Source organism: Saccharopolyspora sp. NPDC003752, assembly GCF_053605825.1.
Genome location: NZ_JBSGJZ010000021.1, coordinates 65764 through 84855 on the forward strand (window position 1 = coordinate 65764; position 19092 = coordinate 84855).

General features: G+C 68.9%; 15 protein-coding genes. 8 read left to right on the forward strand and 7 right to left on the reverse strand.

Translation table 11 applies throughout. From position 1 onward, the window contains the following. Positions 1-8 precede the first annotated feature (8 nt). Together ACWEV3_RS25490 and ACWEV3_RS25495 are read right to left on the reverse strand one after the other, a co-directional pair. On the reverse strand, positions 9-209 hold the full coding sequence (locus ACWEV3_RS25490) for a DUF397 domain-containing protein (RefSeq protein WP_452616330.1): 201 nt from the start codon (positions 207-209) through the stop codon (positions 9-11). Between the two features lie 24 nt (positions 210-233). After that, positions 234-1118, reverse strand: coding sequence for a Scr1 family TA system antitoxin-like transcriptional regulator (locus tag ACWEV3_RS25495; protein ID WP_452616331.1), 885 nt, complete (start codon positions 1116-1118; stop codon positions 234-236). Between the two features lie 349 nt (positions 1119-1467). Here ACWEV3_RS25495 and ACWEV3_RS25500 point away from each other — a divergent pair, with 349 nt between their 5' ends. From ACWEV3_RS25500 to ACWEV3_RS25510, 3 genes are all read left to right on the forward strand, one after another. Then, positions 1468-1680, forward strand: a complete 213-nt coding sequence (locus ACWEV3_RS25500) for a zinc finger protein (protein ID WP_452616332.1) — start codon at positions 1468-1470, stop codon at positions 1678-1680. A 28-nt stretch (positions 1681-1708) separates the two neighbouring features. Further along, on the forward strand, positions 1709-2071 hold the full coding sequence (locus tag ACWEV3_RS25505) for a hypothetical protein (protein ID WP_452616333.1): 363 nt from the start codon (positions 1709-1711) through the stop codon (positions 2069-2071). A gap of 240 nt (positions 2072-2311) precedes the next feature. Then, the gene (locus ACWEV3_RS25510; protein WP_452616334.1) at positions 2312-3010 is read left to right on the forward strand and encodes a hypothetical protein; all 699 of its coding nucleotides are present in this window, start codon (positions 2312-2314) and stop codon (positions 3008-3010) included. 76 nt (positions 3011-3086) lie between these two features. On the opposite strand, the gene ACWEV3_RS25515 is transcribed toward ACWEV3_RS25510, so the two are convergent. The 5 genes from ACWEV3_RS25515 to pdxR form a co-directional block, all read right to left on the reverse strand. Continuing rightward, on the reverse strand, positions 3087-4313 hold the full coding sequence (locus tag ACWEV3_RS25515; RefSeq protein ID WP_452616335.1) for a WXG100 family type VII secretion target: 1227 nt from the start codon (positions 4311-4313) through the stop codon (positions 3087-3089). Beyond that, positions 4310-4663: a WXG100 family type VII secretion target gene (locus ACWEV3_RS25520; protein ID WP_452616336.1), complete on the reverse strand. Its 354-nt coding sequence runs from the start codon at positions 4661-4663 to the stop codon at positions 4310-4312. Before ACWEV3_RS25520 ends, ACWEV3_RS25515 begins: the two co-directional genes overlap by 4 nt. 2 nt (positions 4664-4665) lie before the next feature. Then, the gene (locus tag ACWEV3_RS25525; RefSeq protein WP_452616337.1) at positions 4666-5103 is read right to left on the reverse strand and encodes a YbaB/EbfC family nucleoid-associated protein; all 438 of its coding nucleotides are present in this window, start codon (positions 5101-5103) and stop codon (positions 4666-4668) included. Between the two features lie 504 nt (positions 5104-5607). Further along, entirely contained in the window at positions 5608-6084 is a 477-nt protein-coding gene (locus ACWEV3_RS25530) for a DUF6319 family protein (RefSeq protein WP_452616338.1), read from the reverse strand. A gap of 104 nt (positions 6085-6188) precedes the next feature. After that, positions 6189-7580, reverse strand: a complete 1392-nt coding sequence (gene pdxR / locus ACWEV3_RS25535) for a MocR-like pyridoxine biosynthesis transcription factor PdxR (protein ID WP_452616381.1) — start codon at positions 7578-7580, stop codon at positions 6189-6191. Between the two features lie 277 nt (positions 7581-7857). Here pdxR and ACWEV3_RS25540 point away from each other — a divergent pair, with 277 nt between their 5' ends. The 5 genes from ACWEV3_RS25540 to ACWEV3_RS25560 all read left to right on the forward strand — a co-directional run bounded on the left by ACWEV3_RS25540 (position 7858) and on the right by ACWEV3_RS25560 (position 19080). After that, positions 7858-8457 carry a YbaB/EbfC family nucleoid-associated protein gene (locus ACWEV3_RS25540; protein WP_452616339.1) on the forward strand — a complete coding sequence of 200 codons (600 nt, stop codon included), beginning with the start codon at positions 7858-7860 and terminating at the stop codon, positions 8455-8457. Positions 8458-8489: 32 nt separating this feature from the next. Continuing rightward, positions 8490-8798, forward strand: coding sequence for an ESX-1 secretion-associated protein (locus ACWEV3_RS25545; protein WP_452616340.1), 309 nt, complete (start codon positions 8490-8492; stop codon positions 8796-8798). Then, positions 8795-15421, forward strand: coding sequence for a WXG100-like domain-containing protein (locus ACWEV3_RS25550; protein WP_452616341.1), 6627 nt, complete (start codon positions 8795-8797; stop codon positions 15419-15421). The genes ACWEV3_RS25545 and ACWEV3_RS25550 overlap by 4 nt, the downstream gene beginning before the upstream one ends. 64 nt (positions 15422-15485) lie before the next feature. Beyond that, on the forward strand, positions 15486-17684 hold the full coding sequence (locus ACWEV3_RS25555) for an ADP-ribosylglycohydrolase family protein (protein ID WP_452616342.1): 2199 nt from the start codon (positions 15486-15488) through the stop codon (positions 17682-17684). A gap of 157 nt (positions 17685-17841) precedes the next feature. Further along, positions 17842-19080 (forward strand): ADP-ribosylglycohydrolase family protein, encoded by a 1239-nt coding sequence (locus ACWEV3_RS25560; protein ID WP_452616343.1) that lies wholly within the window; start codon positions 17842-17844, stop codon positions 19078-19080. Positions 19081-19092: the final 12 nt, after the last annotated feature.

Here is a 19092-nt window from a genome sequence, read left to right on the forward strand (position 1 = left end):
TGTGCTGATCAGACGTCGAGCCGGCCTGACTTGACGGTGGTCAGGAACGTCTGGAGCTGGGCCTTGGTGAACACCAGAGCGCCCTGCTCGGGGGCCTTCGAGTCACGGACGGCAGCGACGCCGGGCAGGTTCTGGGCCAACTCGACGCACTGGCCCTGGTCCGTGCTGCGGCTCGACTTGCGCCAGGCGGCGCCTGTCAGGTTGTTCATGTTCGCGCTTCTCCCAAAGGTGTCTTACAGGGACGAAGCAAGGCTAACCAGGAAGTCCACGGACTCGTCCAGGGAGAGCGCCTTGTTCCGCATCTGCATGAACACCTCGGTGTAGTGCTCGATGTCGGCGGGGCGCTCGAGCCAGACGCCACCTCGCAGGTTTTCGACATAGACCGCGTCCATGTCATCGAATCCTTCTGGGAACCTGAGCATGGAGAACGGTGTCTGCAATCCAAGGTGAGCGCCTGCGCCGAACGGCATCACCTGGATCGTCATGTTCGGCTTCTTGGCTGCTTCGGCCAGGTATCGAAGTTGTGCCTGGAGCACTTTTTCGCCGCCGACAACTCGCCGCACTGCTGCTTCGTCGAGAACGGCGTGCAGTTGAGTCGGGTGCTTCTCGCGATTCACCCGGTCCTGGCGGGCCTTCCGTAGCTCAATCGACCGCTGCAACGTCCGCTCATCGGTGGCTATCCCGACCTCGAACAATGCCTGTGCGTATTCCGGCGTCTGCAACAGGCCATCGACGACGGTGGTCGAGTAGTTCCACAGCTCGGCGGCGTCGGACTCTAGGCCGACGTACTTCTCGAACCAGTCGGGCATGTTGTCGGAGTACATGGCCCACCAGCCGCGTTCGTTCGACTCCTCGGCTTGGCGCACGAGGTGGTCGGACATCGGCGCCTCGACACCGTAGAACTGGCAGAGCAGGCGAACGTTGCGCGGCAAGATGACCTGCTTGCCACCTTCGATGCGGTTGATGGTCGTGACGGTCAGGCCGGCGTACTTGGCGGCTTCGGCAACCTTCTTCCCGACCTGTTCTCGCAACGCGCGCAGCTCGCGGCCGAGTTCTCGGCGACGCAGGTTCGGGCCCGGCCCTTCATCGTCAGGCAGGTCATCGGTCAGGTCGGCCATCAAGTACTCCCTGGTAACGCGGACTTTTCGGTTGATCCACATCCTGCCTGACGAGTGTTCACATTGGATTCCCCTGATCAGGTAATAGAGCTCATGTGCACACATGGACTAGTTTGATCAATGTGCCGCCGGGGATGGGAAGGCTCGAAACCCGGTAGCGCAGCCCGTCCCGCCGGTCTTGCAGGGACAGCAATGGCGGGGCGGGCCTTCAAACCGGGCTGGTGTGGTGTCTTGCCCCCGACCTGCACCGCGCCGGCCCTCCTCGGTGACCGGGCGCGAACCGCCCTCCCCAGCCGCGCCCGGTCACCGCCCAAGTGGAGCCGTATACGTCCGGAAGTGGTGGTTGTTGATGCTTGGTTACCTGACCTACGTCTGGCGTCCGGTCACGGGAGGCCGCCACGCATTCCCCATTGCAGCAACGAAAACCCCGCAGTGCTCCAAGGTCGAGGCGTTCTGCGGGGCGGAGGCTGAGGCATCGGAGCTGCATGATCGCTCCGAAGTGGACTGGATCCGCGAGGACACCTGCATGCGTTGCTGGCACGTCCTCGCCGCCCGCCCCTGACCCGCCAGTCACGGAAGGAACCCGTCTCATGTTCTGGATCCAGTTCAGTACTTTCGTTCTGTTCAACCTGCTGATTTTCGCCATGCTTGCCCAGCACCTACCGGAATGGCGCATCGGGTTCGCGGCGGGGCAGCATGCCGGAGGCGGCGAAGGCGACTACACCGTCTGGAATCTCATCGCCGACATCGAAGCCGAGAACGCCGAACCTCGCGGCGCCCGGCGGCGCCGCGTCGACCACGAATTCCCCGAAATACCACCGAGGTTCCCCGAATCCGACCCCGATGAATCGGCCTGTGCGGACCAGCCCACTGGGCGACACCATCTCCGCGAGGAGCCGCCAGGCGATCCCGTTCGTTTGGACGACTACGACTTCGGCCGCGACTACCGCTGAAGTTGGCGATGGCCGAATCCGACGACGATTTCGGTCTGCACCGCGTCGAAAAGGTCCTCAACCGCCCGCGTGAAAGGCGACTGTCTCCAGCTCGGCTGGTCTTTCGTGGCCGGTTGGCCGCGGGTGGCTGGGCAGATACCGTGTGCGGCGGTGATGGGAGGCGGGATGAACCAACCTGGACAGCCGGGTCTCCCGGTTGCGGAGTGGGCTCAGCGGCTTGGCTGGCGGATGGCCTGGAACGTGCCCGACAACGTGCTGGACCAGTTGCCCGGCGCGCCTTTCCACAACTATCGGCGCAGGTCCGTGCCTCTGCTGATGGCGGGGCTGTACCAGGGGATGCCCGCGCTGGCGGTGCACATCCGCTTCAGCAAGAAGAATTCCAGCCCTGGCAGTTCCCACTACTCGTCGAGCGCGGGCATGTACATGAACGGCGCGTCGAAGACGAGCAAGCAGGTGGTGACCTGCGGAACCGTGATCCTCGAGATGCCCTCACCGGTTCCAGAGCTGGTGGTGGAGGAGAAGCGGGACAAGCTCGGCGACATTGCCAGCTTGTTCGATTTCAACCGTTCCAAGAACGTCGTCCAGGGGAAGGGAATCGACGTCGGGCCGGCTTCGCTGAACATCTACCACGTTTCCGGTGCCTCGCCGGAGTACGCGCGCGCGGTGGTGACACCGGATCGAACGCGTTGGCTGTACAACGAGGGACGCGGTCCAGCTCCGAACACTACGCTGGGCAAGGTCCACTTCCGCTTGTCCGGTCGCAAGATCATCGTATGGTGCGGCCGCAACTTCGAGGATCCCGTCGTGCTCGACAATCTCCTCGGAATAGCACAGGAGATCCAGCGCTGGATTCCGCCTGCCGCGTACCAGGATCCGGCAGCCGCCGAGGCCGACCGCCAGAGCATTCCGCTGCCGCAACTACAGCTTCCCTTTGGCTGATCCATTCGAGGTGAAGGGCACCGTTGAGCAGCCGTGCTGCGCGGCGGTGCCCTTCATCCGCTAAGCGATCAAGGGCTCACCAATTGAGGTCGCCGCTGATCGTTTCGTCCGGGGGTACGTCGGTGAAGCCGCCTCCCTGAGCCTGCTTCTCCAGAGCGTCAGCGGCGGAGCCGAGGCCACCGGCGACCTGGTTGAAGCCGGACTTGGCGACGTCCTTCGCGCCGTAGGACGGCGTGGGCTTCTCCGATGTGACGGGGTTTCCGTGCTCGTCGCGGACGGGGTTGCCGTGTTCGTCGAGTTTGGTGCGGGTTCCGTCTTCGCCGACCGACGCGATGTCGCCGTCACCGTCGACGGTGTAGCCGCGGTCTTCTGCTTCGGACTGGAATCCCGTGCCGAGTTGGTCCACGACCTTGCGCTCGTCCGCGGTTTCCTTCGTCACTCCGCCGAGGATCTTGCTGCCCATGTCCGCCGGGCTCTTGCCGCCGTCTCCGCCGGGCTTCCCGTCCGTGATCTGCTGGACGCTCTCGATGATCCGGATCGTGTCCAGGATCGCCTTGATCGCCGTGATCACGTCCATGATGTGGCCGATGATCTTGGTGATCTTCTGGATCTGCTGGGCGGCCCGGGCGCAGGTGATGCCCGCTTCCGCCGTCGTCACCGCGGTGGCCGCGGCGATGGAGCCGCCGAAGGTCGGGCCCGCCGAGGCCGTCGCCGTGATCCAGGTGGTGATCGCCCAGGTCAGGAAGTCGGAGAGGATGCCCTTGATCACGCCCTCGGCGGCTTCCATCATGGTGCCGCTCATCTGCAGCAGCTGCGAGATGTTGTTCGCCTGGCCGCCGGTGGCCTGCACGCCGTCGATGAACTTCGCCATCTTCTTGCGCAGCGCGTCGGCGGCTTCGCCGTCCCAGTCCGCGAGCTCGCTGTCCAGCCTGTCGGTCAGGTTCTGGCCGAGCTTGTTGATCTCGTCCTGGACCTCGGCGAACGACTGGGCGCTCTTGGCCAGCGCCTCGCTGTCGCCGGTGACGAGCTGGATCGCGTCGCGCACCGGGGCCACGAAGTTGATCACGAACTCGACGCCGGTGCCGATGAGGAAGCCCATCGGGTCCAGCGCGAAGCTGGTCGCGCTGGACAGGTAGCTCTCGATGTCGCCCTTGAGCGCCTCGACGTCGCCCTTACCCGCGTTGTCGCTCGCGCTGATGATGTCCTTGACGAACGGCAGCTTCCCGAACGCCGACCCGTCGACGCGCGGGGCCGCCGGGTTGAGCGCGCTGTTCTCGCCGATCGCTTCCGCGTTGGTGGTCACCAGGAACCACCTCCGCCACCGCCGCCGCCGCCCTTGCGGACCTCGCCGAGGATCTTGCCGAACATCTCGGCCATCGACTCGTCGGATTCCTGGTAGTCACGGCCGCAGGCGGTGATGTCCTCGCCCGCCTTGACCAGCCCTTCGCTCATCTCGTCGAGGTGCTGCTTGAACTTCTCCAGCAGGTCGCGGTAGGAGCTGTAGGTGGTGGCCAGGCCGAGCAGCCCCCACGAGACCTCCGGGACCTCCGCGCCGGCGACCTTGTCGCGGACGGCCTTCGCGTCGGCGTTCATCCCGCCGATGTTGCCGCCGCACTGCATGATCATTTCGGCGGGTGCCCTGTACCCCGGCATCGTCATCTCCTGCCGTCGAGGAAGGAATCCGGCTGCTCGTCGTCGTCGACCGGCGCTTCGTGCTGCTCGGGCTGGGCGCCGAACAGCTCTTCCTGGGTGCGCAGCACCCGGTCGAGGACGTCGCTGTCCGGCACGTACTCCTGCACGATCTCGGCCTGCTTGCGGGCGGCCTCGGCGACCGCGAGCTGCAAGGTGCTCATGACGGTGCCGGACAACTGCGCGGGCGACAGGCGCATCGCGTCCTGGGTGAACTCGATGCCGGTGACGCCGCCCGGGCCGGCGGTGACGGTGACCGAGCGATCCGCGGACGTGGCGGCCACCTGCAGCTCGCTGATCTGCTCGCGCATCTGGCCGAAATCGCCCATTCGTTCCTCGGCTCGGCGGCCGGCTTCCTTGAGCGCGTCCAGTTTGCGTTGCAGATCATCCAGATCCGCGGACATGATTCGCCTCCTCGGCCCAGTGCTGATTGGTTCTGATCGGCTATCCTTGCCCATCGGACGGAGCGGCGGGTCGAGTACCCGAAAAAATCCCGGAGATGGCGCAACCTTTTCCGGTCCGGGCATACCGGCTGGTCATCGCCACTGCGTTCGAATTCCCGGCGTTCGGAACCGAATTCATCGGCCGCGATGCCGCGGTTTACCGCAATGACGGGCGCAGTTTCTCGATCGGCCGCGCGGAATTGGCTCGACCACACGCGTTTTCCGGGCGGATCGCCGGGAGGCGGCCGGGCTCTAGGGCCGGGAAGCGCATGTCGTCCGGACTAGCATGGGCTCGATCGACCGGCCGGTATCGAAAGTTGCGGGGTCGCCGCCGAATCTGGGAGTCTCCCAGCCTCGCGGCTCGCCCCGCGTCAATGCGGTCGGCGGAGCCGACCGGGTCGGGACTGCGGCGGGCATGCCGTGTCGTCGAGGGGCCGGCACGGCATGCCCGGCTGTTCGCGGCTGTCAGCCTTCGAGCTCGGCGAGGGCCTTGCGGACCCGCTCGACCTCGGCCTCCAGTTCGGCGAGCTTCGCCTCGTGCTGCTGGCGCGCCTCGTTCAGCACGCTCTCGATCGTGTCGGAGATGTCCTGGTGCAGCTCGGCGGCCGCCTTCGACACCGCGGCCGCCGCGACCGGCAGGCCCTGCACGATGCGCTTGCCCGCGTGCATCAGGTCGGCCTGCCACTCGCCGTCGGCGGTGCCGGTGACCGTCAGCGTGAGCTCGACCGTCCGGGTCTTCTTGACGGCGCTCTGCTTGCGGGCCCGCGGCTTCTTCGGCGCCGCCTCGGCGGCGGACGCGGCCTCGGGCTGCGCCGACTCAGACTGCTCGGGCTGGGGCTGCGCCGACTCGGACTGGGGCGATTCGGGCTGGGCCGACTCCGGCTGGGCCTGCTCGGACTGGGCCGACGCGGTCTGCTCGGTGCTCGTCTGCTCTTCGGTCAATTCTGTCTCCTGTGTGTCGCGGCGAGGGGAACTCAGAATAGAACAGTTGTTCCCCTCTGTTGGTGCGGACATGTCGGGCGGTCCGGCGGCGCCGCCCGATCGGGTCACCGCTGCAGGACGGTGACCAATGCTTGCAGCGCGGGGCGGAAGGCGTGTTCCGCGGGGGCGGCGTAGCCGACGACCACGCCGGGCGGATGCTGTCCGGGCGCGGCCCAGTGCGGTCCGAGCACCTCGAGCTCCACCGAATGCTTCCGCGCCCGAGTCAGGACTTCTCGCTCCGTCGGTCCCTCCGGGTCGAGCTGCAGGGTGATGTGCAGTCCGGCCGAGATCCCGGCCGGGTAGGGCCGGTGGTGCGCGCGCAGGTCGCTCAGCGCATCGAGGAGCTGCTCCCGTCGCCTCCGGTACACGGCGCGCGATCGGCGGACGTGCTGATCGTAGGCGCCCGACCGGATGAGTTCCGCCATGGCCAGCTGTTCGAACAGCGGGGCGTGCAGCCCGCTTTGCTCCTTGAGCGTGCGCACCGGCGCCACCAGGTGCGGAGGCAGCGCCAGCCACGCGAGCCGCAGGGCGGGGGCGAGGGTCTTGCTGGCCGTGCCCGCGTAGGCGACGTTGTTGGGCGCCATGCCCTGCAGCGAGCCGATCGGCCTGCGGTCGAAGCGGAACTCGCCGTCGTAGTCGTCCTCGATGATCAGCCGGTCCTCGGCCTTCGCCAGCTGCACGAGCTCCGTCCGGCGGGCCGAGCTCATGGCGACGCCGAGCGGGAACTGGTGCGCGGGGGTGACCACCACGGCCCGGCTGAGCTGCTGCGCGATGTCGATGCCGTCGTGGTCGACCGGCACGCCGCGCACCGCCATGCCGAAGCCGGCGGGGATCGCGCGCAGCTGCGGCAGGGACGGGTCCTCGAAGTCGATCGAGTCCAGCCCCTGGTCGTGCAGGGCCTTGCTGAGCAGCGACAACGCCTGGGAGTAGCCGTTGCAGATGATGATCCGCTCCGGCGTGGTGGCCACGGCGCGGACCCGCGCCAGGTATTCGGTGAGGGCCTCCCGCAGCGCCAGGTGGCCCTGCGGATCGCCGTAGTCGAGGTCGCCGTCGGAGGTGGACTGCAGGGCGCGGCGGCTGGCGGCCAGCCAGTCCCGGCGCGGGAAGGAGCTGAGGTTCGGCCGTCCGGGCCGGAAGTCCCAGCGCGGCGCCGGGGTTTCCGGGTCGGGCGGGGCGGCGATCGGGTCCGGGCTCGCCAGCCGTTCGGCGACGGTGGTCGGCGCGCCCTGGCGAGACAGCAGGAAGCCCTCGGTGACCAGCTGGTCGTAGGCGCGGGTGACGGTGCCGCGGGCGACGCCGAGGTCCTGCGCCAGGGCGCGGGTGGACGGAACGCGGCTGCCGGCCGGGAGGCGGCCGTCGCGGATCGCGGTGCGCAGCGCCTCGGCCAGCCTGCTGCTGTCCGGCCGGCCCGCCCAGTCCAGGTGCAGATCCAGCGAAGCGGGCCATCCGACTGTCACAACCATCGACCTTACCGAAGTGCCCGATTCGCCGATCCCGGCTTCGGTCGCGGCGCTATGAGCCTTTTGCGCCGTTCTGCCCGTCCGGGCCCCTGTTGGTGATCGTCACTACACGGGTAATCCTGCCGATCCGTCCCGGTCTCGCGCGCGCGGTTGATACGGTTCCCGCCGGACGAGATCGAGTGGGAAACCGTGCCAGGGCCGGGGAACGCGGACTGTCGCCGGGTGGTGGCGCAGCGCTCCCGCCGGTGCGCGGTGGAGCGGTTCGGGGGACGGGTTGCCTGAGGACGACTTCGGACGCGACATCGGCGCGGCCGAGCGGATGGTTCGCGATTGGCAGGAGCGGGCCACCGAGAAGGCCGAGAAGTTCGGCCGGATGCAGCAGGAGATCGAGCAGATCTCGGTGACGGAGACCTCCCGGGACGGCGCGATCGAGGTGACGGTGAATTCCGCCGGCATCCTGCAGGGCCTGCAGCTCTCCGAGAACGCCAGCAACCGCCCGATGGCGAAGCTGGCGGCCGAGATCATGCGCGCCGTGCAGACCGCGCAGGCGAAGGTTCCCGAACTCATGCAGCAGGCCGTGGCGGGCACGGTCGGGCTGGAGGATTCCGCCGCGCAGCACGTGCTGGGCCAGGCCCGCAAGTACTTCCCGGAGATGCCGGAGGACGAGGAAGAGCCGCAGAAGTCGGGTTCCGGCCTGCAGGAGCTGCGGTACGGCGTCGAGGACGACTACGAGGAGCCGCAGCAGCGGCGCCAGCCCCCGGCTCCGCCGGCGCCGCCTCAGCGCCCGGCCGCCCCGCCGCAGCAGCCGCCGTCGCGCCGTCGCCCGGACGACTTCGACGACGACGACTTCGGCGGCGGCTCCTTCCTGCGCTGATCCTGCCGAGCCGACCCGAGGGGCCCTTTGCGATGCCGGACGAGATGAACGTCGTCATTGAGAACCTGCGCACCCATGCGTCCAAAGTGGACGGTGTAGTGGACCAGCTGAACGTCGCCGTCGACGCGTCGCAGCAGGTTTCGCTGGACAACGACGCGTACGGGATCCTCTGCCGGCCCTTCGCCTGGATGCTCGACCCGGTGGAGCAGCACGGCGTCCAGACGCTGCAGAAGGCCGTCGAGGCGATGCAGGAGGTCGCCGAGAACGTGCGCGGCGCCGCGGAGGACTACCAGTCCGCCGACGACGCGGGTAGCGGCGTGATCGGCGGGATCGAGGTATGAGCAACCCGCTCGTCGCGCAGCAGAAGGAGAATCCGGACGGCCCCGGCCCGCTCACCGCGGGCACCGGCGACGCCGGGTGGGGCACCGGGATCGGCATCGCCGAGTCCATCAACGACGTCTCGTCGCTGAACGACGGTTCGAGCTGGGTCGAGAGCGGGCTGGCCTACGGCGGGCTGGCGCTGGAAGTCGTCAGCATCGCCACCGACCCGATCGGCACCCTGCTGTCCTACGGCCTGTCGTGGCTGATCGAGCACGTCGAGCCGCTGAAGGAGGCGCTGGACTGGTTCGCAGGCGACCCGGACGGGGTCAAGGCGTACGGCGAGACCTGGGCCAACGTCAGCAAGGCGGTGGGCGAAGCCGCCACCCAGTACAACGACGCGGTCAAGGCCGACACCGCGCAGTGGACCGGCGCGGCCGGCGACGCCTACCGCCAGCAGGCGGGGGAGAAGGGCGAAGCCCTCGCCGGCGCCGCGGAACTCGCCAACACGATCAGCACCGTGGTCACGGTGATGGGCGAGGTCGTCTCGTTCGTCCGCGAATTCGTCCGCGACCTGGTCGCCGACTGCATCTCGCGGCTGATCACCTACGCGCTGGAAGCGCTGGCCCCGCCGGGTGTCTCGCTGGCCTGGGTGGTGCCGCAGGCGGTCTCGTTCATCGCCAGGACGGTCGGCAAGATCACCAAGATCGTCACCAAGCTGATCAAGACGATCAGCAACGTGGCGCCGAAGCTGGCCAAGCTGGTCGAGGTCTTCGGCGACATCATGAAGGCCCTCGGCAAGCTGGGGAAACGAGCGGCCGACGGCGTGAAGACCGCGGCGACCAACGTCGGCAAGGTCGCGGACAAGCTGGACGTCGCGGGCAAGCTGGGCGACAAGCTGGCGGAGAAGACCTGGAAGAAGGTCGACGACGTCTTCGGCACGGACATCGTCGGCAAGCACAACACCAAGTTCGGCGGCCCGGACGCCCCGGGCGGCGGCTCGGACGGCGAGAGCGACAGCGGCTCGTCTGGGACGGGGTCGGGCTCGACGGGGGATGGTTCCGGCTCGACGGGCAGCGGGACGGGGTCGGGCAGCGGCTCCGGTTCTTCGGGTGAGGGATCAGGTTCGGGCAGCGGCTCGACTGGTGATGGCTCCGGTTCTCCTGGCGGCGGAACGGGATCGGGCAGCGGCTCGACTTCGAGCCCCTCGGGCAGCGGCTCCGGCTCCACGTCGACGGGCGGCGGCACCGACGCTCCCGGCTCGGGTTCGCACGGCGGTTCGTCGTCGCCGGATGGTCCGGGTTCGCACGGCGGGTCGGGTTCCTCGTCGAACGGCCCGGATTCGCAGGGTTCTTCGCCCGGTGGCTCGGGCTCCCACGGCGGCTCGTCGCCCGATGGTCCGGGCTCCCATGGCGGTTCCGGTTCTTCGGCCGATGGTTCCGGTTCGCACGGCGGTTCCGGCTCCTCCGGTACGCCAGGCGGTTCGGATTCGCCGGGCGCAGGTACGGATTCGGCCCCGCACGCGCCGGAATCGTCCGGTCGCAGCGCCGCCGACACGGGCCCCGGCGGATCGGCCGATGCGCCGCGAAGCGCGTCCTCAATGGACACCGGGCAGAACGGCCACGGCGGAGCGGACGTGCGGTCCGCAGCCCCGGAAGGCGGCCCGCGCGTGGCGTCGGCCCCGGACGGGCCGTCGGCCGGTGGTACCGGTGCGGGGTCGCACTCCGGCGGCGGATCGGCGACCGGCGGGAGCGGCTCGGGCGGCGGGTCGCCGCACGTCGGCGGCGGTTCCGGGGGCGGCCCGGCTCATTTCGGTGGCGGTTCCGGCGGTGGCCCGGCGCATGGTGGTGGCTCGGGCGGCGGCCCGGCTCCCACCGGAAGCGGTTTCGGCCCGGACGTCTCGAACCGCCCGCCGTCCACCCCCGCCCACACTTCGAGCGCCAGCGTGAGCGCGCCGGAACGACCGGCGGACATGGGCGTCGCCGCGCCGCCCCCCAACGCTCCCTCGGCGCGCCCGGACCAGCCCGCCGGTGGAGCCGCAGGCGGCCCGGCCGCAGGCGCATCGGGAGGCGCACCGTCCTCCTCGCCGGGCGGCAGCCGTCCGGGCTCGGGCGGCGGCTGGACGGGCACGCCCGGAAGCCCCGGCGCAGCCGGGCGGAGCATGCCCAGCGGGCCCGAGGCGCCGCGGCCACGCGGCCCCGAGGGCACCCCGGCGAGGAGCGGACCGGCGAAGCCGGACGCGCCGCACCGCCCCGGCGGAGCCGGTCAGCGCCCGGCGCAGCCGGGAGGCCCGGCGCGGGCCGACGGTCCGGGAGGACCGGCCCGGCCCGGAGGGCCGGGAGGTCCGGCGCGGGCGAACGGGCCCGGACACCCCAACGGCCCGGCGCGCGCGGACGCCCCGGCGAACCCGAACGGCCCGGGGCGGCCTGACGCTCCGATGCGCCCGAACGGTCCCAGCGGATCGGCACACCCGGACGCCCCGCCCAGGCCGAACGGCCCGTCCCGCCCAGACGGCCCGAATGCCCCGGCGCGGCCGAACGGTCCGACCGGTCCCCAAGCCGCACCCCGCGCCGATGCCCCGTCCCGCCCCAACGGCCCGACGAGTCCAGACGCTCCGGACACCCCGTCGCGGCCGAACGGTCCGACGCGACCCGATGGCTCGGTTCGCCCGGACGCTCCGTCGCGCCCGGACGGTCCGAACAGCTCGGCCCGTCCCGACGGCCCATCCCGCCCCGGCGGCCCCGATGGATCTGTCCGCAATGGACGGACGGACGGCGGCCCGGAGATGCCGCGCCAGCGGCAGCCGGAAACCCCGTCCCGCCTGAACGATCCGGCCAATCCGCGCCCGCAGGGCACCCATCCGGACGCCCCTCGCCCGGACGCACCCCGCGTCGAGGCGCCACGTCCCGATGCGCCGCACGTCGACGGCCCGCGCCCGCACGCGCCGCAGCCGAGCCGCCCGCAGGCGGCCCGGCACGCCGACGCCGATCGCTACCAGTACGCGGACGTGAAGCACGGGGACTTCGCGCACGTCAAGGGCGAAGGCGTCCGCCATTGGGGCCCCGGCTGGCAGCAGCGGATGGTCGAGGACGCCCGGATCCGCGCCGAGTCCCTCGGTTACCACAAGCCGGACGCCCCGCACGCCCCGGAACCGGAAGCGCCGAAGTACTCCACCGCGGAATCGATGGCCGCCGAGCGTCCGCCGGCGGACCCGACTCCGCACAGATGGGACATCGGTCGCGCCGGCGAGTTCCAGGGGGTGGACGTCTCCGACGGACTGCGGCAGAAGCTCGGTGGCGATTACACCGGCATCCGCAACACCCCGTCCGGCCTGTCGATGATCCCGTACCCGAAATCCATGCTCGGGGATTCGGGCTATCACGCGAGGCTGCCGAAGCCCGCCGTCGACCCGAAGCGCTTCACCGTCGAGGTGCACGGTGGCCCGGATGGCGTGGAGTTCCGCGGCCAGAAGCTCTCCGCCAAGGAACTGGCCGAGGTCATCAAGGGTGCCCCTGGCTACCGGCCGGGCGCACCGGTGCGCCTGCTGTCCTGCCAGACCGGAGCGGACCTGCCGGACGGCTCCCCGAACTTCGCCCAGCAGCTGTCGAAGGAACTCGGCGTGGAGGTCCTGGCGCCCAACAAGGACGCCTGGGTGGACAATTTCGGCAACATGTACGCGAGCGGCAGCCGAGCGGAGTTCCACCCGGACGCCTCGGGCACGCCGCAACCGAAGCTCGACGAGCCGGGCCAATGGGTCAGCTTCAGCCCGGACGGAACGAAAGCGGTCCACGACAGCCCGTTCCCCCCGGGCCACGAACCGGAGTGGACCCGCTTCGGCGAGCAAGCCGACGCAGCCCACCAGCGCGGCTACGGCGACCAACCGCCGAAGGAGTTCCAGCATCCGGGCGGTCCCGCGTGGGGCGGTTGGCATTCGCGGCCCGACGCCTACAACGAACCGGTCCCCGGGCACCTCATGCCCAACGGCGAGTTCGTGCCGCACGGCGAGTTCGACGTCCACGGCAAGTGGATCCCGCACGGGCAGCTCGACAACCTCAACCGCTGGGTGCCGGGGCACCTGAACGCCAACGGCCAACTGGCCCCCAACGGGCACTACGACCAAAGCGGCGCGTGGGTCGCGCACGGCCGAACCGACGAGTTCGGCCGCTGGATCCCGGTCCACCGCGACGCCGACGGCTACCACGACCTGGGCCGGTTCAACCCGCAGAACCACCAGTGGGAACCCACGGGCTACGTCGACCGGAACACCGGCCAGTTCGTCCCGAACACCCCGCCGCAGCAGGTGCCCCACGCCGGTCCGCCGCAGGCAGGACCGGGACACCAGCCGGCACCGAACGCAGGTCAGGCCCAGCAACCGCCACCAGCTGCGCCGCATTCGCAACCTGCTCAGGCTCCGCAGCCGATGACGGCGCAGTCCGGATACGGGTCGCACCAGCAGGCCGGACAGCACCCGGCGGCACCTCAGCAATCGCCGCACCAGCAGCCGATGCAGCAGCAGGCTCCGCAGCAACCGAACTACCAGCAACCGAACTACCAGCAACCGAACTACCAGCAACCGGCTGCCCCGCACGCGGGACAACAGCCGATCCACCAGCAACCGGCCGCTCCGCGCACCTGGCAGCAACCCGCACCTCCGCACGCCGGGCAGCAGCCGCCTGCGGCACCACATGCCGGTCAGCAGCCGATGCAGCAGCAACCGGCACAACCTCCGCGGCAACCACAACAGCCGCCGGCTGCTGCGCCGCAGTTCGGGCAACAGCCGACCCCTGCACGTCAGCAGCAATCCCCGGCAGGCACGCCGCATGGCGCGCCGCAGCAGCAAGCCCCGGCAGCTACGCCGCATGGCGCGCCGCAGCAGCAAGGGATGCGTCAGCAGCCGCCCGCTGCGAATGCGCAGCAAACGCCCCAGCAGCCCAACCAACCTGCGGCAGGAGCACAACCCGCCGCAGTTCAGCAACACCAGGCACCGCAGTTCCCGGCAAGTCGGCAGCCGAGTGCGCCTCAGCCGCCCGCAGCGCCATCTGCGCGTCCGCCGGCACCGCAGCCCGCGGATGTCAGCGGTCCCCGCCCAGCGCCGACGGCTCCGCGCCAGGCGGCGCCGCCGGTGGATGTCCGAGGCCCCCGCATGGACGGCCCGTCGTCCCAAACCAGGGCGCCATCCACCGACGGCCAAGCGCCGCCGCCTGGAAGTCCGCGTCCCGCCCACCCGCCGGCAGACGTCAACGGCCCCCGGCCACCGCAATCACCGGAAGCTCCGCGCCGACCGGATCCCGCACAAGGCCAGGGCACTTCGCCCCAGACCGGCCACCGCTCGGATGCACAACCCGCCGAGACCAACGGCCCCGGGCCGAAGCCGGCCGATGCGCCGCCGCACGCCCCGGAGCCGGGCAAGCCGACGGACACGACCGCGCCGAGAACCGACCAGCAAGCCGAAAGCTGGCGGAACGACTTCGAACCTGCCCCGCAGAAGTCGCCCGAGCCCGCGGACTCGACGAGCGGCGCGGATTCGTCGGACTGGCAAAAGGACTTCGAGCCGACTCCGTCCCAGCCATCCAGCCCGTCGAACGGCCAGCACGGGGACCTGGACACCGAGACCGACGCCCCAAGCCCGAGCGACGCCACCAAGCCTGCCCCGAAGTGGTGGGAATCGGACGGCGGAAGCCCGTTCGATCCCAAGCCGGACCCGGCTTCGGGTCACGATGCCGACGCCGACACGTCCAGCGGTGCGGACTCCGACCAGCAGTCGGGAGATGTGGGTGAGAAGCCCGCTGAAGAGCAGAAGTCGCCGTGGGATCAGCCGGACGAATCGCCGGACGGCGATGGTGTGCCGGACGATCTCCCGGACCAGGATTATCTGGGCAACCCGAATTATCGGGCCGATGAGGCCACCCATGAAGCAATGCTGGCCAAGTACGACGAGACTTGGTTGACAGATGACAAGTACATGCTCGATCACCAGATCAAGCGCCGCATCGAGGCACTGAAAGAGACCGATCCAGAGCTGTATGCGGCGATTGAGAAGATCCCCCATGACCAGAAGCTCGCGATGCACGGTTATACGAAGCATTCGTTCAGTGAGATGAACAAGGCGCTGCGTACCCAGGATCCGGAGATGCTCCGGCGGTACGACGAGCAAATCCGTTGCATCGTGTCCGGGATGAACCAACTGCCCGACTTCTCCGGCAAGGCGCATCGCGTGGTCACCGTTGACGATCCCGGGCTCGCGGCCGCCATCGCGGATAGCTACGAACCGGGCAAGGTCGTGACCGAGCATTCCTTCACCAGTACGAGTGTCAGGCCGGACCCGGACAACCCTGATCAGCCGAAGAGCAAGTTCAGCGGCTTGGTGGAATTCCACATGGAGATCACAGGTGGAAAAGATCTCCGGCCCTTCAACGACAGGTCCGCTGAAGCCGAGATCCTGCTCCCGCCGGGGACCAGTCTGGAAGTGACCGGAAAGTACCAAGATCCAGATACTGGCAAGTGGCACATCCACGTTCGTCAGGTGCCGACACCGAGGCTTCCAGACGGCTCCGTACCGCCGCCGTTGCCGCGGCCGGATTGGACACCACCTCCGAGCGACCCGTTCAGCAGCAATATCACTGACGCATTGAGTCCGTTCGGATAGCGGAGCTTCGTGGTGGACGACTTGGTAGGCACGGGCGACATCGGGCTTTGGCAAGGAGAACGAGATGGCTGGTGAGTCGAGCTCTGAACAACGGGCACGGCGGACTGTGCCTAGTGCGCTGGGACTTGGTTCTGACCTCGACGAGCGCTGCAACCGGGCACTTGGTGCGGTGCTCGGTTTCGCCATCGGAGACCGGCTCGGGGCAGCGGTCTCGAGCATGTCGTGGTCAGAGATTCGGCAGCAGTACGGCGAGCAGGGGATCACCCGCTACGCGCCGCCCTCCGAGCCGGAGCAGCTTCGGTCAAGCCTGCTGCGGTTGGCGTTGTCGCTGGACACCGTCGTCAGGGCGGACCGCGCCCGGTTGGCCGGCTCGGAACCCGAGCTGGGCCGGGCCCTCGCCGACGCTTACGAGCTGGCCGGACAGCGGTTGCCCGACTTCGCCAACGACGTGATCGCGGAATCGGCGGCGCACTACCCGATCGATCCGCAGTTCGCGCGTTCGCTGGCTCCGTCTGACAACGGAGCGGACGAGATCGTTCGGTATCTGCCGCTGGCTCTGTGGACCGAGATCCACAACACGCTTTTTCAGATTTCCCGCCGGTCGGCATCGGTTTCGGCCAACGCCGAAGACGCGACTTCGATAGCCGGTTTCGTCGTAATGTTGCAGCAGTGCATCTTCACGCACAACCCCGGACGTGGGGTTACCACAGCTGAATCCTTGCTCGAGGAGCATGGTGGTTCCGAGTTGCTGACTCTGATGGGGCGAGCAGAACGGATCGCGCGGCGGGATATCGATCCGGAACAGATCGAACAACTCGGTTCCGGCAACACCGCTGCGGAGGCGATCGCCATTGCGCTCTGCGCCGCCGAGTCTGCGGACTACGACTTCGACAGATCTCTTCGCATCGCGGTCAACCATTCCGGCAACAGCGCGCTGACCGGGGCGCTTTGCGGAGCCCTCCTCGGCAGCAGTTTCGGGGGCGCGCAGCGGATTCCCGAGCATTGGTTGCAGGGGTTGACCGGGGGGCACATGCTCTACCGGCTGGCGCAGGACGCTTGTGAGCAGTTCGGGCCGGAGCCTCGGGACGATGCCGAGTGGCAGCAACGGTATCCAGCCCTGTCCACCGGCGGTTCGGAACGGTCGGCCCCTGCCACCCCAACGCCTCGGTCGCCCCTCGACGCTCATGAGCGGTTCTTGGGGGCCATGGTCGCTGGTGCGATGGGGGATGCTCTTGGGTTCGCTATCGAGTTCCATGACATCGGGATGATTCGGCGGGATCACGGGGATGCCGGGCTCACTTCTCCTGTGCTTCGGGACGGTGTCGCGCAGGTCTCCGATGACACGCAGATGATGTTGTTCACGCTGGAGGGGCTCATCCGGGCTCATGTCGCTCGGCGGATCAATCCGACGGACAACGATCCTGTTCCCGAGGTGCAGCATGCTTATCAGCGGTGGTTCCACACGCAGAGCCAGCCGTGGGATCGTGCCGGTGGGCCTTATGCGCAGCACCTGCAGCAGCCTGATGGGTGGTTGATCACGCACCCGGAGTTGTTCAGTTCGCGGGCTCCGGGGAGCACTTGCATGTCCGCGCTGGCGAACTTCGCGCGGACGCATCAGCACGCCAGTCCGCAGTTCAAGATCAACGATTCGAAGGGTTGTGGTGGGGTGATGCGGGCCGCGCCGGTTGCGGTGTGGTCCAACGATCCGGCCGAGGTCTTCTACGCGGCTGTTGGTACTGCTGCGCTGACGCACAGCCACCCCAGTGGCTACCTCTCGGCCGGGGTGTTGGCGGTGATCGTGCATCAGTTGATCCGGGACGTGTCGCTGCCGGAGAGCGTTCGGTTGGCGCGGGATCTGCTGCTGCGGTGGCGCGGGCACGAGGAGCAGTTGCGGTTCCTCGACGCCGCCGTCGAACTGTCCGGGAAGGGGCCGGTGGCTCCGGAGGAACTCAAGGACACACTCGGTCAGGGGTGGGTCGGTGAGGAAGCGTTGGCGATCGGGCTTTATGCCGTGCTGGCCACCGATAACCTGCGGGATGCGTTGTTGCTGTCGGTGAACCATTCAGGGGACTCGGATTCGACGGGGATCGTGTGCGGCAACATTGCGGGGGCGCTGTACGGGGCTCGGGCGGTCCCGCAGGAGTGGCTTGCGTCCCTGGAGCTGCGCGAGCTCGTCGAGACGCTGGCCAAGGATGCGCTGGTCGAGTTCAGCCCCGGCCCGCCGACGGATCCGGCCTGGACCCAGCGCTACCCCGCCTGGTGATTGAGGGAAATGCATCGTGATGACTGGCGAACCGGGCGGGTCGGCATGGCGGACTCCACTGTGGAGCGTCGGCCGCGACGAGTCGAGGCGCCGGTATTTCGACCCTGAATCGGGTGAGTGGAAGATCCACCTGATCGACCGCGGGCGGGAGTGAGCGATGGATCAGCATCAGGGGCCGAGCGCGGCGCTGACCGGGAAGGTCGCGGAGTCGTTGACCCTCGACGAGCAGGTCGTGCTGGAGACCCGCGGTCGGTCGGACACGACGACGGACTACGAATGGCGCAACGGCGAACGCGTCATGGGCTATTGGGATGCCCAGCGGGTGCGGAGGGTCTTCGGACGCAGCAGTGACGAGTTCTGCCAGGAGCTGCGCTACGACAAGACCATCAAAGACGCGTCCTTGTTCTACGGGATCGGGATGCATTTCCCGTTCGCGGCGTTGGAGTCCGCGCTGGCCGACATGGTCGTGCACGGACGGCTCTCCTCGTCGACCCAGATGACGCTGTTCTGCCTCGACGCGGTGGTGCGCACGGAGACCTGGCTGCGTCAGACGAAGAGGCTCATCCCGCGCACGATCGGCCTGCTGGGCCTGCTGCGATGGCTGCACACCCAGGGCGTCCCGTGGAATGGGGCTGTGACCGCGGGCATCTTGGAAGAAGTCCCCGAACCGACCGGGTGGCTGATCAAGGTCCCGGAACTCTTCGAGCGTCGCGACCCGGATCCGGTGTGCATCGAGGCGCTGTCCGCATTCGCGGAAAGGGACGTGACGGGGTGGTTCTCGAAGCCGATCAACAGGGCTCGGACTCCGTCTGCGGTGCCCAGGGCGATCGCTCTGTCGGCGTGGTCGGACATTCCGGAGCGCGTTTTCGAGCAGGCCGTCGCGAACGCACTGCTCACGCACGGACACCCCGACGCATACCTGAGCGCGGGCGCGTACGCGGTCCTGGTCAACACGGTGTTGTCCGGGGGCACGCTGGAAGACGGCATCGAGGTGGTCGCGGACGAGCTGGTCAAGTGGCCGGACGAGAACGTTCGGCGCCTGCTGGATTCCTGCACGCTGACCGGTCCGGCGCCGTCACCGAGCGAGCTGTCAGCGCTGGTGGAGGACGGTGCGGCTCCGAATGCGCTGGCCGTCGCAGTGGTGGTCGCGGCGCGGGACAACGATTTCGAGTCCGCCGTGCGGCGCGCGGCCGCGGTCCTGCCCGCCGCGGCGCCGCTGGTCGGCGGCTTCCACGGCGCGCGGAACGGTGAGCAGGGACTTCCGCGGGAGTGGCTGGAGCGGCTGGAGCTTCGCGACGTGGTGGATCGGTTGGTCTTCGACGTCGCGGCCGTTCAGGTCGGGCTGCCGGAGCGGGTCTGGACGCCCGACTGGGCCGGCCCCTACCCGGGGTTCTGAGCGGGGAGTAGC

Excerpts from the sequence above, each read along its gene's own strand:
- ACWEV3_RS25490 (WP_452616330.1), bottom strand. The coding sequence starts at position 209 with ATGAACAACCTGACAGGCGCCGCCTGGCGCAAGTCGAGCCGCAGCACG.
- ACWEV3_RS25495 (WP_452616331.1), bottom strand. The coding sequence starts at position 1,118 with ATGGCCGACCTGACCGATGACCTGCCTGACGATGAAGGGCCGGGCCCG.
- ACWEV3_RS25500 (WP_452616332.1), top strand. The coding sequence starts at position 1,468 with ATGCTTGGTTACCTGACCTACGTCTGGCGTCCGGTCACGGGAGGCCGC.
- ACWEV3_RS25505 (WP_452616333.1), top strand. The coding sequence starts at position 1,709 with ATGTTCTGGATCCAGTTCAGTACTTTCGTTCTGTTCAACCTGCTGATT.
- ACWEV3_RS25520 (WP_452616336.1), bottom strand. The coding sequence starts at position 4,663 with ATGCCGGGGTACAGGGCACCCGCCGAAATGATCATGCAGTGCGGCGGC.
- ACWEV3_RS25525 (WP_452616337.1), bottom strand. The coding sequence starts at position 5,103 with ATGTCCGCGGATCTGGATGATCTGCAACGCAAACTGGACGCGCTCAAG.
- ACWEV3_RS25545 (WP_452616340.1), top strand. The coding sequence starts at position 8,490 with ATGCCGGACGAGATGAACGTCGTCATTGAGAACCTGCGCACCCATGCG.
- ACWEV3_RS25550 (WP_452616341.1), top strand. The coding sequence starts at position 8,795 with ATGAGCAACCCGCTCGTCGCGCAGCAGAAGGAGAATCCGGACGGCCCC.
- ACWEV3_RS25555 (WP_452616342.1), top strand. The coding sequence starts at position 15,486 with ATGGCTGGTGAGTCGAGCTCTGAACAACGGGCACGGCGGACTGTGCCT.
- ACWEV3_RS25560 (WP_452616343.1), top strand. The coding sequence starts at position 17,842 with ATGGATCAGCATCAGGGGCCGAGCGCGGCGCTGACCGGGAAGGTCGCG.